The sequence below is a fragment of the Schlesneria paludicola DSM 18645 genome, assembly GCF_000255655.1.
GTDB lineage: Bacteria > Planctomycetota > Planctomycetia > Planctomycetales > Planctomycetaceae > Schlesneria > Schlesneria paludicola.
Genome location: NZ_JH636435.1, coordinates 2,656,126 through 2,670,955 on the forward strand (window position 1 = coordinate 2,656,126; position 14,830 = coordinate 2,670,955).

Here is a 14,830-nt window from a genome sequence, read left to right on the forward strand (position 1 = left end):
GCACCGTCTTCCGTCCACGGCCTTTCATCGCCGCGCAACGATCGTGCAAAACCCGCGTTCGGACTTAAGCTCGATCGAATGAAATCCAATCCGCTCCAAATGCTCAATCACCACCGCAGGTGCGAGTCGCAACTTGCGATAGCAGCTTTTCGACATCGTCCAGCGACCGTCCTGCTGCACAAACATCATGTCGTTCACAACGACATGTTCGGGTTCAAACTCCAGGAAAGTCGACATCAACTGGTGTTCGTCCAATCGAACGGGAATCGCTCGATCAATTCCTTTCAGTTCCTGTGTCAAATCGCGAAAACCCAAGACAAGCCAGCCCTGTGGGATCAAAGCGGCAAAAACGTCTCGCAGAACTTGCAAGACTTCTTCCAGAGTCGCGAGATGCACGAGCGTGTCTCCCATACACACCGCCACTTGAAAAGGACCAGATTCCGCATACATGCTGGCGTGTCGAAAGTCCGCAATCAAAGTGGTTAACTTCGGATCTGCCGTACGCTCGCGAAGTTCCGCAATCAATATTTCACTGGAATCGACGGCGACAACATCGAACCCCAAGGACAAGAGAGCCGCTGACTGAAAGCCCGAGCCACACCCCAGATCGAGAGCAGTCGTATGAGTTATGGGTTTGCCCAGAATTGATGCAAAAAACTGAACGTTCTCAGCCAGCTTCGACTCAAACCCACCGCTCATCCAACTGTATGACGGAGCCAAAAAATTCCGATAGTGGTCTTCGACGCGATCCATAGCGGCCATTCGACATTGAGAGGAGGGACAGGCACCTTGACCGTCACGTGTCATCGCCGCCTTAGAGTCTAACGGCACCCGTCCCGGTGGCTTCATCCGCCCGATTTGCCCCTTCTGTGAACTCACCGAGGACGATCGTTCCAGCGAGCGGGCACGACATCACGCAATATCGTTCTTCAGAACGATCCGATATCTGGCCTTCCCCGCGCGAAGATGCTCGATAGCGTCGTTCACCTTGGACATCGGGAACAGTTCTGTGACCGGCTCAATCTGATGACGGGCACAAAAGTCGATCATCAGCTTCGTCGTACGAGGACTTCCGGTGGGCGAGCCAGAGACGGACTTTTCGCCAAAAATTAGTGAGAACGCATGAATCGACATGGGCTCGGGGATCGCTCCCACGGTATGAAAACGTCCTTTGGGCGCGAGACACTTTAAGTACGCTTCCCAATCGAGGGGCACATTGGTCGTCGAAAGGATGAAATTCAGTTGGCCCGCCATGGAAGCCAATTGCTTGGCATCGCGTGAGTTCACGACTCGATGTGCGCCAAGAGATTTGGCCTCTTCCGTTTTGGATTCGTTCGACGAAAATGCGATGACTTCGCAGCCCCATTTATTGAGGAATCGTAGGGCAAGATGTCCCAGGCCGCCAATTCCAATCACTCCCACTCGATCGGTTGGTTTGACACCAAATTGAATGAGTGGATTGAAGACGGTCACACCGCCGCAAAACAATGGTCCGATTTTCGCATGATCTAGCCCCGTTGGCAGCGGCGTCGCCCATACCCAATGGCACCGCACACGGTTCGCGAATCCGCCATGACGTCCGATGATCGTTGCCTCGGCACCTGGCGTTGTCGAGCAAAGGTTATGGTTACCTGACAAACATTGGTCACACGACAGACAGCTGCTTGAGGACCAACCAAGCCCAACCGGGTCACCCACTTTGACATTCTTGGCCCGGGGCCCCGCCGCAACCACGGTTCCGACAACTTCATGGCCCGGCACAAATGGATACCTGCTCATCCCCCAATCGTTTTCGAGCATCGACAGGTCCGAGTGACAAACCCCGCAATAGCTGACCGCGATTTCCACCTGATCTTCCCCAAGCGGACCAGGATCAAATTCGAACGGCTTCAATTCGCCCCCTTTTTCGGTGGCGGCATAGGCTTTGAATGTGGTGGCCATAGAATTCTCTTCTCGCGAAGGTGACACACGCGGACCGCCATCCGGTCCGGTAACACGAGATCATAGCCATCCTGAATACGTCGACCAATCGGAATCCGCTCAACCGACCCCTGACCGCACCGCCTGAGCGGTTCGTATTGGCCTCCACAGACAAATCCGTCACACACTCGGCTCAAGAAGTCGGTGGCTCGTATCCAATGTCATTTCTGGCGAGCGTCGACTGATCCTTCAGGGTCCGTCCCAATCGATTCGATCAACCGTGTGACGTCCTCCATTGTCGGCAAGATCGACATCGCCAGCTTTTCAAGCCATTGATCATCGGGGGGAGAGTCGGACTGACGACTTCGAACCACCAGCGCCTTTATGCCTGCGACATATTCATCCCGCCGGCCGACTAAGCCGCGAGTGACTTCCACCTGCGCTCGCCTCTTTTCCAGAATCTCGCGGCGCACTTCAAAGTCGACTTGCTCCCAAGTTAGTTCACTAACGGTGCCCGATTCTGCCAAGGCCTCGTTTGTCGTCGAATTCTCTGGCGACTGTGCAGATGCGACGGCCGCGGCCCGCTCCTCCACAATCGGCAATGGAGGCATTGCCTCAGGAAGCTGAAACGGCAGCAGTTCGGCGTAACCTTTCAGATACCAACGCGCCGAGGTCGCTCGATTTTCAAGAAACTCAGGCGCTCGGCCCGCGATTTGGCCCAGTATCAGAAAGAGCTCACTGCGTTCGGATGGGTCTCTAAGTCGCTTGAGTCCTTCCATGGCATGCTTGTAGATCTCTGGGATGTGACTCGAGAAGTCTCCTGAATGCTGCAGATGGACATGTCTGACAATGACCTGAACCGCCTTCAGACGAACGGCCCCTTGATCGAGGGGCTTGGGATAGCGCACCAGCAGCACATCAATCTGACGGTTGAATTGAGGCAGATCGACATCGTCGAGAATCCAATGATCAAGCTTTTCCAGCACCAGACCGAGCGACACGTCGCTCTTGTCCAGATGTTTTTCTGAATCGATTTGATCGAGCGGTTCGGCAACATCATCGTAAAGTCCGATGTCTGTGTTGTCTTGACCGACAGGTTTTGCAACGTCGTCAGAAGCCCCAAGATCGACACCGCGGTTGGAGTCGGTCATGTCAAGAACGTCACTCAAGTCCGCCGAATCAGGGTGCGCGATTGCAGAACCGTCGCCATCGAAGGACGATTCCAACTGAGGAATTGATTCGGCAGCCTCATGATACGAGTCCAGCTTCATCCGTCGCTTGTAGTCATCGAACTCGTCCAATTCTAACGGATTGTGAGTTTTGAGAGGCAGATCTGAATCTTCCTCCCAAAACGGCGCGGCCTTGCCGAGAGGCGGCTTTGAAAAATTCGTTTGGGGAATGTTCGTGGCATTCCAAAAACGACGCAGTCCGACGGGTAAAACCCGAGCCTCGCCGGTATCAACAAATTCACGGAACTTGAACGTCAGATTCCAGCGAAATCCCGTGGCCGTGCGTTTGATGGAAACATGCAGTTCCTGCCCAACCTGTCTCCAGCCCAAGATCTGCGGGTCCCTCATTTTGAATGGAAAGATCAATTCACCTTCGAGCGACCCTTTCCCCTGATAGAACGTACCATCCGCGTCTCTCAAGCTATTGATGAAAATCTCGGGTTGCTGCCGCTGAACGTCGCTGTAGAGCGGGATCACCCGACGAATGAATCTTTGAAGCTCGGCCGAAAACTCGGAATCCACCATCAACCAAAATTCCTGTTCCAACTTCGCTCGGTCCAGGGACAAGTCGGAGATAATCGATTCCTGAGTCCCATCCTCATGGATGACTCGATGAGTGTGTTGCCTCTCGACCTCCAGATACTTCTGATGAATTTCCGTCAGGATTCGATCGATCGTCATGCGTTGCGATTCAGTAATCTCGACGAATCCCCAGTTTGCCCCATCCACGCGAGAATTCAAGCTGGCATTGCCTTCGTCGAATTGCACAACCATGACGCTCCATTTTGTATCTGGCCGCTTCCTGGCCAAGAAATCTTCCTCGTCGCCACCCAGACGAGCCCCCAACATCCCGCCACCGCCCCCCCCCAAATGATGAACGGGTGCCTGACCGGACTTTTGAATAAAGTCCATCATTGGCCCGTGTTGCAGATTTGCTTCATGAGCCACCTGATTGCCGATGCCCTTTGATGTCAAAATCCGATTTTGCGGATCCGAGGTATTGGGCTCGATCAAGTCGGCGACAACGACGATGCCGACCAGCAGCAGTCCCAACAGGGCGGTTCGCACCTGCCAGCTTTGCCATCCCTGCATCAGAGAACGGGATCGAACTGGAGGCACGAACGAGACGGGCTGTTGCGTGCGGATCGAATCAATATCGTGACGGACTTCGCTGGCTTTCTGATAACGACGATCAGGCTCTTTCTCGAGTGACCTGAGCACAACATCGTCTAGCCGCACATCCAGTTGATACTTCTGCGACGGCGGCGCGAAACGGCCCAATGGCAGCTCGCCCGTCAATAACTCATAAAACACCACGCCCAGCGAAAAAATATCCGCGCGATGATCGACGGCACGCGTGCCTTCCATCTGCTCAGGTGACATATACACCGGCGTGCCCATGACCTGATGCGTGCCGGTCAGTGTCGGAACTTCAAACGAACGTCCCAACAATTTAGCCAACCCGAAGTCGGCAATTTTCACGCGGCCCCGTTTGTCGATCAAAATATTCTCGGGCTTGATGTCTCGATGGATGACACCTTCTTCGTGCGCAAACTGCAAGGCGTCACAGATCTGCATGACGATCGCGAGCGCCTCTTGCGTCGTGATCTCCTGCGCACGAATGGCCTGTCTGAGATTGACACCATCGACATATTCCATCAGCAGAAAATAGACCCCATTTCGTTGTCCAAATTCATAGACGATGACGATGTGCTGATGCCCCAACAGCGCCAGAGCACGAGCTTCACGTTGAAACCGCTCGGCAAATGACGAATCTTCGGCCACCTCGTCCGAGAGAATTTTCAACGCGGCCCAGCGATCCAGGTCGAGTTGCCGCACCTTATAGACAGCACCGGTCGCCCCTTGGCCCAGCAACTCGACGATCTCAAGCTGGGGAAAGCGCGGGGCAAGTTCGGCAGGCGAGGGGGGGATCCACCGCCGATTCGACGGAGAACGACGTTCCGCCGCGCTATTGAATGTGCTGGGGGACATTGCCTGTTTCAGCAGACAGGTCGGACAAACACCGGGCGGAAATCCGACCGGCACGTCACATCCGCACTGCGCACATCTCGTGGCATCGTTCATAGTCCGCTTCCAACAAAAAGATCCATCACGATCGGTTCACTTCAAACGTCATTTCAAACGCTCTACCAATTAAAAGAAGTGAATTTCAACAAACGTTACACGAGAAGTGAAAAAATTGCGGCCACTTGCGAATCGATCTTCGGCAAGCCGGGATGCTTGTTGGTGTTGAAATCAACGAGACTGGCACCTGGTAGAGTTCGTCTCCTTGATTTCAACATCATCGAGACACGATGTAGTCGCCGACGTCAGAAACGTTTATGGTGTGATTCACATTGAACCTGATGCCAATTCCAAGGTGTGGTCATGCCCTTCGATTTTCCCGTCGCTCAGGGACGTTTTCCACGGTTCGCAACGACACGTTGGAGCCTTGTCCTGCAAGCGAAAGAACGACCGCTCGTCGGTGCCAACGAGGCATTGGCCGATTTGTGTCGGGCTTACTGGTATCCAATTTATGCACTCTTTCGGCGACGAAGTCGCAATAGCCACGAAGCCCAAGATTTGACCCAAAGCTTTTTTGCCAAGCTTCTGGAAAAGGCATTCCTCGACAGCGTCGATCCGGCGCGGGGCCGGTTCCGTTCATTCTTGCTGGCCGCGGTGAACCATTTTTTCGCCAATGAATGGGATCGGAAAAACACCCTCAAACGGGGCGGGGGACAGGCCATCCTCTCGTTGGATGTGCGGGCATTCGACTGGGAATCCGGTGAATCGAAGTATCAGATGGAACCGGGACATCACCTGACGCCTGAACGCGAATTTGAGCGACGCTGGGCACTTGCGGTTCTGGATCGGGTTCTGCAGCGACTGCGCGATGAGTATATCGACTTGGGCAAATTATCACTCTTCGAAACGCTGCAACCGTATCTGTCGACCGACCGTGAACAGGCTCGTTACGCGGATGCAGCGGAGAAGCTCAACGCCACGGATTCAGCCATCCGTGTCGCCACACACCGTCTTCGCAAACGCTATCGGGACCTGCTGCGAAATGAAATCGCCCAGACAGTCGCCAGCCCCAGCGAAGTCGAGGATGAGTTGCAACAACTCTTCATCGCACTCAGTTCGTCGTGAGATAAAGGGGACGGGCTCCGCCAGGTGCCTGTCCCCTTTATCTCAGCCCCTGTGCTTCAACCAAGCGGGAACTTGGGAACGCTTCGTATGCCCAGAAGTCGAGTGCAAGAGAATCTCAGATCTCCTTTTCACTCTGCAGAAACCGAGATCGCAAGGGGCGTTCCCCTGCGGGAGCACAGGAATGAGGACGAGGAATGGGGACAGGCACCTGACGGAGCCAGTCCCCACTCCTCGTCTTCACCTTCGTTTCAACACGGCCCACGCAAGACATCTTCACAGTGACCGCGTAAAATCCGGCCTCACCGTGAACCGACAACTCTGACTGTCTGAGTAGCGTCAGGTGAATTCGATCCAGGATGCTGTATGAACTCTTCCGCCGTGTTCCGATTGTCGATTGGTCTATTTGTCTGGTCTTCGTTGCTCGGCATTGTCCTTGCCGCCGACAAGACACCCCCGAACGTGGTGATCATCCTGGCCGATGACTTGGGATTTTCGGACCTCGGCTGCTACGGAGGTGAAATTGAAACTCCGAACCTCGATCAGTTGGCAGCCCGCGGACTGAAGTTCACTCAGTTCTACAACACGGCGCGCTGTTGGCCGACCCGCGCTGGAATCATGACTGGATATTACGCACAACAAGTCCGGCGTGATTCGCTGCCTCAGTTGCCGAGTGCCGGTGGAGGCGCGAACCGCCCCGCATGGGCGCGACTGCTTCCGGAAATGCTCCGGAACATCGGGTATCGCAATTATCACTCAGGGAAGTGGCATATCGACGGATTGCCGCTCAAGAATGGCTTCGATCACGCATACACGCTCGACGATCACAACCGATTCTTTTCGCCACAGTTTCACACGGAAGACGACAAACCGCTCCCTCCGGTTGAGCTTGGTTCAGGGTACTACGCCACGACGGCAATCGCCGACCACTGCCTGAAATGCCTGAGCGAGCATGCGCTCGAACATGCGAGCAAGCCGTTCTTCCATTACCTTTGTTTCACATCGCCCCATTTTCCGTTACACGCACTTCCCGAAGACATCGCGAAATACAAAGATCGCTACACGGAGGGGTGGGACGTGATCCGCGCACGTCGATTTGCGCGACAGCGAGAACTGGGGCTTCTTTCCTGCGAACTGGCACCACGTGCCGAAAAGACCTCTCCGCCTTGGAATCCTCCTGAGAGCGAATTGAGAGAGCGCATCGGCCCGGGCGAGATTGGTCGCGCTGTGGCCTGGACGGATCTTACAGAGGAACAGAAGCGGTTTCAGGCCGACAAGATGGCCATTCATGCGGCCATGGTCGATCGCATGGACCGCGAGGTCGGGCGCGTCATCGATCAGTTGCGCGCCATGGATGTCCTCGAGAATACCTTGATCTTCTTTCTGTCCGACAATGGCGCCAGCGCCGAACAGCTCATCCGTGGCGATGGCCACGATCCCGCGGTTCCGGCCGGATCGGCGAAATCGTTCCTGGGATTGGGGCCGGGTTGGTCAACCGTCTCGAACGCACCGTTTCGCATGCACAAGTCCTGGGTTCATGAAGGCGGTATCGCTACGCCCTTGATTGTGCATTGGCCGCAAGGACTCACGACCACGGGGGAACTGCGTGGAACGGCGTCGCATCTGATCGATCTGGTTCCCACCATTCTTGAAGTGACAGGAGCGAATCGGTTTGAAACCTGGAATGGCGATCCGGTTCCTGCACCGCCGGGCAAGAGTCTCGTTCCGGCTTTGGCACGTGACGTCGGTGTGCCGCACGACTTCTTGTGGTGGTATCACTCGGGCAATCGAGCCATCCGAATTGGTGACTGGAAACTGGTTTCATGGGGAGAGCAGGGGCCGTGGGAACTGTTCGACTTGAATGCCGATCGCAGTGAGACGCACAACCTGGCAGCAGAGTTGCCCGGCAAGGTTCGACAGATGGAACAGGCGTGGAAATCCAAGCTCGAGGAATTCCAGGAACTGGCAAAACGTGACTTACCGAAGGATGCCAAAGATTGATCAACTCAGTGAACACCACGCGTTGAGGACAGACGCATTTTCATCACAGACAGCGCGCGACGCCCAGCGAGTCATTCGCCACCAGACAACCCGTTGCCGATGAAGAAGAGTCCGCCCCCAACGGTGACCCGCGCGCAGATCACATCTGAATTGGCGAGCGCACTCCTGCGACACTCCTGCGGAATTTGAGCGCTCATTCGTTGTCATGCTCAGCGCGGCCTGCCGGTTTTACAAAGTGTGGAAAGGCGAAGGAGCCATTCTCGTCGGCTTCAAGCAAAGCCTTTGACATCTCGATTGAACCATTGTTGCGACAATTCACCAGACTTCTTCTGAATTTGAAGTTCTGGTCGCAAAATCTTCTCAATCAGCTACTACTCTACGCGTCACAGACGAAGCCTGATCGCGGTCGCCCGCAACATCCATTTCGTTGTGGCGCGCGAATTGCTTTCCGTTCTGAGACTCCTCCTGAACGGAGTACGCCGAGACTGGCCATACAAAAAGGATTTGATTGTTCCCAATCGGCGAAACGTATGTCAGATGAGATCGACTTGCCAACGCTTCGCGCGTTCCGCGCGTCGGGCAAGCGACCGAGAAACAGGCCGTGAGGTCTGACAAGGATGTGAACGTCAGTCTGAATGAGCAATTCCGGAATTCCTCGCGCTGGCTCGGCGCGGAAAAAGTGTGGCGAAGCGTGGGCTGTCCCTTCATTGAAGGGACGCGAGCAGACTTTGTTTTGATTTGAAAGAAGTTTGATTATGAAGCACGGGTATTTGATCGACATGGATGGAGTCCTCTACCGTGGGGCAAAGCTCATTCCTGGTGCAGATCGGTTCATCGCCGAATTGCTGCGCCGAAAGATCCCGTTCCGTTTTCTGACCAACAACAGTCAGCGTACCCGACTGGATGTCGTGACGAAGCTGGCACGGTTGGGCATCGAAGTCGGAGAAGAACATATCTTCACATGCGCCATGGCGACGGCCCGCTTTCTCGCCCAGCAAAAGGCCTCGGGTACCGCATTCGTCATCGGTGAAGGGGGACTATTGACCGCCCTGCATCAGAACGGCATTGCCATCGTCGATCATGATCCTGACTTTGTTGTTGTGGGCGAAGGACGGACATTCAACTTGGAAATGGTCGAAGCCGCCGTGCAAATGATCATGCACGGGGCGAAGCTCATCGCGACAAATCCCGACCCGAATTGCCCGACTCAAAACGGTGGGATGCGCCCCGGCTGCGGCGCCCTGGTCGCCACATTGGAAGTGGCCACCGGCGTCAAAGCGTTCAGCGTCGGCAAACCCAGCCCCATCATGATGCGTGCTGCCCGCAAAGAAATTGGGCTCATGACTGATCAAACAACCATGATCGGCGACACAATGGAAACCGACATTCTCGGCGCGGTACAGCTCGGTTTTCACTCCGTGCTGGTCCTCAGCGGCGGCGCCAAACTGGAAGATCTGTCCCGCTACGCGTACCGGCCCGACCTGATTATCTCGTCTCTGGCGGAACTGCTGGACCTGCTCGACGAAAACGATTGGCAATCGCCCAACCACCTCGCCCGCGCAGAAAAAGTGGCGACTCCGCTCACGTTCGAATCACGACGGATCTACACCGGCGCCGCCGTCGCTCAGATGTAGGGGATGCTCCGACGCGTATGGGACTTCCAGAGCACGGTGGCAGAGGATCACGCCTCGCCACCGTGCTCCGTTTCACCGTGCTCCGTTTAAAAAACACCGAAGGAAATGCCGATCCAAGCTGCATCAGGTAGAAAAAAGGGGGGACAGGCACCTTGCGGAGCCAGTCCCCCTTTTTTCTACACGCCGGTCAACACTCGAACTATCCTGCGTGACGCAGAAGGCCCTCGCATTCGACGCGCATTCCAATTCCTCATCCAAACCAGCGTCGTTTCTTACAGCTTTTTAAATCGCGCCAATTCAATTGGCCCCCAACGATCAGGAACCACGGCCCAATCACCCACCGGCGTGTGCGTGTGCTGGGCGATACGAATTCGCCAAGGATCGGTGTTCTGAATACTGATCGTGCTGCCTTTCCCCATCACATTGGCCGTGTCCGCCGGCGATTCTCCCGCGTAACACGATTCAATGTTTCCGTCGTAACCTTTGAGGTTCAGGGCACGCAGAATGCGATCAATCTTTCCGCCCTGGATCTCACGCGTGCATGTGCTGCCGACGTTCATCAAACCAATATGCGGCAGCCCCAGCGCATGACCAATCTCATGTGCAACAACGGCGTTGGAAGAACAAATTCCGCCCGTGGTATATGCGCCGCAATAGCCCGACTTTTCGAGAGTCAGACTGCCGGTGCTCAAAAAACCTTTTCCGGGACGATTTGTTTTTCCAGGCGTCATCCAGGAACAGATCTTTGACGCGCCCTCGGGCAGCCGGGCCGCGTAAATCAGAATATGCGCGTCTGAGGCGGACTTGGCCCACTCGATATGAAAATCACATTCTACGTTCGCCTGATGCGTGGCGTTGATTCCCAGCGGGACATCCAACCCACTCCAATCCTTGGAGATGTTGATCAGCGTGATTCCCTTGTTTCCCCAAGCGGCGTCCGAGCAACTCCAGAATGACTCGGCTTCCTTCTTCACCTGTGCACAAAACTGGTTGTAGCTGGCATCGTTCCATTCCGTGCAGATGGTCCAACTGTTATCCCACAGATTTTTCACTCGCCCATTCGTCGCGCCACGCGGCCACTTCGCCATATCATCCATATCTGTGCCCGGACCGATCTTGCACATCCCGATTCGTAAGGTGATCGTCAGCGTCGCGTTTTTTGTCGAACTGATACCGGTTGTATCCAAGAATGAGTTGAAGTAAGCAGGCCCCATCACCGTGTGAGTTGTCGTCTCTCCGCTGACTTTGTACTCAAGTACTGCGGGTGCCGCGACCATGGCCGTTCCTCCTCTTGAAAGGGAAATCGGAAGTGCAATTCGGAAATGTCGTCGCAACGTACTGCCATATGCGCCAATTGTCCATATGATCCGACTGTGAAGCGCAGTTTACCCGCATATGAGGTGCTGTTTGAGAGATGCTGCCGTGCGGCAGTGCCACACCGTCGGTCACTCGATTTCGATATCTTGACTGGCCTTGGCGTCGCCAAGACTGTTCATTCTCATTTTAATGATTTCCACAGTCCACCATCTTCGTTTCACAATGAGCCAACAACGAAGATGGTTTTCAATTCGTTTCACGATCCGCATGTTGTCCGACCAGCAATGGTAGAAAGAAGGCCGCCGTCGCCTTTGGCTCAGGGACTAACGAAATGGGCCAAGATAAATCGAAATGAATCGGTCTGGTGTGATCTTCGAGATTCCGAATTCGACGAGGACAATAATGGTGCAACGAGACGACGCGGCATTTGTGGGTACGACTTCTATCGATCGCCCTTGTGACGCCGACAGCAGCCAGCCGATGTTTTGGAATCGTTTCGTCAGAATCGCAACCTTGGGGTGGGCAATCTTCGTCAGTACGATGGCCGTGCAGGCCGAAAAGCCCAAAAATGTCGTGCTGATTGTCGGGGACGATATGGGCTGGACCGATTACGGTTTCATGGGTCACGAAGCGATCAAGACCCCGAACTTGGATCGGCTCGCCAGCGAGGGCGCACTTTTCCCCAGTGGCTATACACCAACATCATTGTGCCGGGCCAGTCTCGCGACCTTGCTGACCGGCCTGTATGCCAGCCAACACAAGATTTGCTGCAATGATCCGCCGCAAGGCGTCGATCGGTCCGAAATGCTGCCATTCCTGCGTGACGCCCCGACAATTCCACGTTTGCTCAAGGATCGGGGATATCGCAGCTTTCAGTCCGGCAAGTTCTGGGAAGGGCACTATTCCAACGGGGGATTTACCCAAGGCTTAACCACCAAAGGCCGGCACGGAGATGATGGACTGGTCATCGGCCGAAAAACGATGAAACCGATCTATGACTTTATCTCGTCGTGTGGCGACTCGCCTTTCTTCGTGTGGTATGCGCCGATGATGCCACATGAGCCGCACGATCCACCCGAACGGATTCTCAAGAAATACGAAGTGGCAGGCCGTGAACCCAAAATCGCCAAGTACTGGGCCATGTGCGAGTGGTTTGATGAAACTTGCGGCGAACTCGTCCAATGGATCGATGATCATGGACTGCGCGAGGACACCTTGATCGTTTATGTCGTCGACAACGGCTGGCTGCAGACAAACGGACCTGTCCGAAACGGCGAACAATTCCTGACACGAAGCAAAAACACCCCCTACGAAGATGGAGTACGCACCCCAGTCATCCTGCGTTGCCCTGGCTGGATCGCCGCCAGCCGCAAAACGGAACTCGTCTCGACAATCGATCTCGCCCCCACCATTCTCGCGGCTTGCGGAGCCGCCGCCCCGCAAGTCCTGCCTGGTCTCAATCTGCTGCCCGTTGTCCGAGAGGGCAAAACACTTGAGCGCCACGACGTGTTCGGTGAGATCTATTTCCACGACTGCGTCGAGCTGGGGAAGCCCCGTTTGAGTGTCACCCATCGCTGGATTCGCCACAACGACTGGAAACTGATCGTTCCCATGAAGTCCGGCTCAAGCCCAGAACTTTATCAGGTAAAGCTCGATCCGCACGAGAGACTGAATCGAGCCGCATCCGACGCGGCTCAGGTCGCGGAGCTGAGCCGATTACTCGATCAACGCTGGAATCCGCAGGCAGGTACGTCACCCGATACGCCGTAGAGCAGGGCACGCCCAAAACTGGGGTGCGTACGCAGTGCGAGTTGTGATTTTCGGCGACAATCACAGTTCAATCCCGCCGCCATCCTCACCAAAATTGGAATCCGGTCATCACGGTCACTGACGCCGATTGTCCTGAACTCCAATAGCGAGTCATGCGCGGAACGCCACCACTCCGCCATCCTCATTGAGTGCCCCCAAGTTTTCGTTCGACTTGACGCGAACCAGTTCGATGGATACTCTGCTAACCAGAGATTTTGAGTACTCAAAATCGTATTTGAGTTCTGCAAAAACATGCTTTTCTTGTGGTAAAACGAATGAGTAAGACCAAACAAACCCGTCCGGGGTTCACGCTGATCGAACTGCTGGTGGTGATTGCGATTATCGCCGTCCTGATTTCCTTGTTGCTTCCTGCGGTGCAGCAGGCCCGTGAAGCAGCCCGCCGAACTCAATGCAAGAACAATCTCAAACAGATTGGATTGGCACTTCACAACTATGAAAGTACGCACCGCGTCTTTCCGCCGTCGTGCATTCTCAACCCCTATCTGGATGGAACCTCGTTCGGAGTCACCTACGGAGACGACCACCGTGTCGCGCCTCCCGGCTTCGCGTGGGGGGTCACGATTCTGCCATTCCTCGAGCAGACCAATTTGTACAACACGTTCGACATGAACGTACCTTGCTGGGCGCCCGTGAACGCCCTGCCGGCCCGCACCAAAGTGGCCGCGTTTCTGTGCCCGTCCGCCACGGGCGGCAGCGACGGGTTCAACATTCAGAGGGAAGGCGCGGACAATCGGCACGGTGTCCCATTGACTCGATCAGACGGCAGTAACATCTTCTTCTCGCACAGCCATTACGTGACCAACGCCGGCATCAATCAGCCCTGGGGACGTGTCACAGCCTACTGTTACAACTATGACACCCCCGAGCCTGTTCCTGGGGCGCCCGATTGCATCATTGACGGTCCGTTCTATCCGAACTCGCACACACGAATCGCCGACGTCACGGACGGGTTGTCGAACACCATTTTTATTGGCGAACGTAGTTCAATTCTCTGCAATAACACCTGGGTCGGCGTCGTCCCCACCGCGGTTGTTTCACCGCGGCTCGATTTGCGGCCCTGGGCATCGGATAACAATGGTGCCACGGATCTGGTCGGTTGCCACAGCGGCCCCGACGTCCACGACCATCCACAAGTGATCATCCACGCCCCCAACAATCCCTTTGGCCACACCGATGAAATGTGGGGCGAACACGGCGCGGGCTGCAACGTCTTGTTCGGTGACGGATCGGTTCGCTACTACACCGCCTTCACGGACGGCAATGTGTGGGTCGCGCTCTCGACACGAAATGGAAATGAGGTCGTAAATGGGGACAACTGATTCCTCCGACGACCGCCGCCGCGTCATCATCATCGCCGCCAGCGTGCTCGCCGTGGTATTGCTGGGACTTCTCATTCGCGGACTCTGGTCGCAGCCACAACTGACGTCAAACGAAGAGGTCTTCACAACGGTCGACGCACTCTTCACCGCACTGACGACCCGTGATTCAAAGCGTCTCAGCGACTGCGCGACGCGTCTTGACTCGTATCGCGACGAAGGATCGATCCCCAAGTCCGCCGCAAAAAAACTCGACGCGATCATCCATCAGGCACAGTCGGGCCAATGGGAATCGTCCGCCAAAACGCTGTACGACTTCATGCTCGCCCAGCGCCGCGGATCATAATCCAGACCTCAAGCGACGGGTGTCAACCGCGCGAAGACACCCGTCGTTTGCCTGTTTGTAATCGACTCTCCAAACACTGAGAAGCAACAC

10 protein-coding genes are annotated in these 14,830 nt (G+C 55.4%); 6 read left to right on the forward strand and 4 right to left on the reverse strand.

What is annotated here, in order from left to right:
- Positions 1-24: 24 nt before the first annotated feature.
- From OSO_RS0129230 to OSO_RS48775, 3 genes are all read right to left on the reverse strand, one after another.
- Positions 25-879, reverse strand: a complete 855-nt coding sequence (locus OSO_RS0129230; protein WP_157605518.1) for a class I SAM-dependent methyltransferase — start codon at positions 877-879, stop codon at positions 25-27.
- Positions 880-912: 33 nt separating this feature from the next.
- On the reverse strand, positions 913-1,941 hold the full coding sequence (ahr, locus tag OSO_RS0129235; RefSeq protein WP_010586515.1) for an NADPH-dependent aldehyde reductase Ahr: 1,029 nt from the start codon (positions 1,939-1,941) through the stop codon (positions 913-915).
- Between the two features lie 200 nt (positions 1,942-2,141).
- Positions 2,142-5,234, reverse strand: coding sequence for a serine/threonine protein kinase (locus OSO_RS48775; protein ID WP_010586516.1), 3,093 nt, complete (start codon positions 5,232-5,234; stop codon positions 2,142-2,144).
- Positions 5,235-5,537: 303 nt separating this feature from the next.
- Between OSO_RS48775 and OSO_RS0129250 the strand changes: the two genes are divergently transcribed.
- The 3 genes from OSO_RS0129250 to OSO_RS45665 all read left to right on the forward strand — a co-directional run bounded on the left by OSO_RS0129250 (position 5,538) and on the right by OSO_RS45665 (position 9,931).
- On the forward strand, positions 5,538-6,299 hold the full coding sequence (locus OSO_RS0129250) for an RNA polymerase sigma factor (protein WP_010586517.1): 762 nt from the start codon (positions 5,538-5,540) through the stop codon (positions 6,297-6,299).
- A gap of 363 nt (positions 6,300-6,662) precedes the next feature.
- Positions 6,663-8,297: an arylsulfatase gene (locus tag OSO_RS0129255; RefSeq protein WP_010586518.1), complete on the forward strand. Its 1,635-nt coding sequence runs from the start codon at positions 6,663-6,665 to the stop codon at positions 8,295-8,297.
- 755 nt (positions 8,298-9,052) lie between these two features.
- Positions 9,053-9,931, forward strand: a complete 879-nt coding sequence (locus tag OSO_RS45665) for an HAD-IIA family hydrolase (protein WP_083842997.1) — start codon at positions 9,053-9,055, stop codon at positions 9,929-9,931.
- Positions 9,932-10,203: 272 nt separating this feature from the next.
- Here the strand turns inward: OSO_RS45665 and OSO_RS0129270 are convergent, their stop codons facing one another.
- Positions 10,204-11,208 (reverse strand): zinc metalloprotease, encoded by a 1,005-nt coding sequence (locus OSO_RS0129270; RefSeq protein ID WP_010586521.1) that lies wholly within the window; start codon positions 11,206-11,208, stop codon positions 10,204-10,206.
- A gap of 442 nt (positions 11,209-11,650) precedes the next feature.
- Here OSO_RS0129270 and OSO_RS0129280 point away from each other — a divergent pair, with 442 nt between their 5' ends.
- From OSO_RS0129280 to OSO_RS0129290, 3 genes are all read left to right on the forward strand, one after another.
- Positions 11,651-13,018, forward strand: coding sequence for a sulfatase family protein (locus tag OSO_RS0129280; protein ID WP_202799989.1), 1,368 nt, complete (start codon positions 11,651-11,653; stop codon positions 13,016-13,018).
- A 314-nt stretch (positions 13,019-13,332) separates the two neighbouring features.
- The gene (locus tag OSO_RS0129285) at positions 13,333-14,397 is read left to right on the forward strand and encodes a DUF1559 domain-containing protein (protein ID WP_010586523.1); all 1,065 of its coding nucleotides are present in this window, start codon (positions 13,333-13,335) and stop codon (positions 14,395-14,397) included.
- Positions 14,384-14,740, forward strand: coding sequence for a hypothetical protein (locus OSO_RS0129290; RefSeq protein WP_010586524.1), 357 nt, complete (start codon positions 14,384-14,386; stop codon positions 14,738-14,740). The genes OSO_RS0129285 and OSO_RS0129290 overlap by 14 nt, the downstream gene beginning before the upstream one ends.
- The last annotated feature ends 90 nt before the right edge of the window (positions 14,741-14,830 follow it).

What these genes read in the sequence shown, in the direction of transcription:
- OSO_RS0129285 (WP_010586523.1), top strand. Translation starts at nt 13,333, where the DNA reads ATGAGTAAGACCAAACAAACCCGTCCGGGGTTCACGCTGATCGAACTG.
- ahr (WP_010586515.1), bottom strand. Translation starts at nt 1,941, where the DNA reads ATGGCCACCACATTCAAAGCCTATGCCGCCACCGAAAAAGGGGGCGAA.
- OSO_RS0129255 (WP_010586518.1), top strand. Translation starts at nt 6,663, where the DNA reads ATGAACTCTTCCGCCGTGTTCCGATTGTCGATTGGTCTATTTGTCTGG.
- OSO_RS0129290 (WP_010586524.1), top strand. Translation starts at nt 14,384, where the DNA reads ATGGGGACAACTGATTCCTCCGACGACCGCCGCCGCGTCATCATCATC.
- OSO_RS0129270 (WP_010586521.1), bottom strand. Translation starts at nt 11,208, where the DNA reads ATGGTCGCGGCACCCGCAGTACTTGAGTACAAAGTCAGCGGAGAGACG.
- OSO_RS0129280 (WP_202799989.1), top strand. Translation starts at nt 11,651, where the DNA reads ATGGTGCAACGAGACGACGCGGCATTTGTGGGTACGACTTCTATCGAT.
- OSO_RS0129250 (WP_010586517.1), top strand. Translation starts at nt 5,538, where the DNA reads ATGCCCTTCGATTTTCCCGTCGCTCAGGGACGTTTTCCACGGTTCGCA.
- OSO_RS48775 (WP_010586516.1), bottom strand. Translation starts at nt 5,234, where the DNA reads ATGAACGATGCCACGAGATGTGCGCAGTGCGGATGTGACGTGCCGGTC.
- OSO_RS45665 (WP_083842997.1), top strand. Translation starts at nt 9,053, where the DNA reads ATGAAGCACGGGTATTTGATCGACATGGATGGAGTCCTCTACCGTGGG.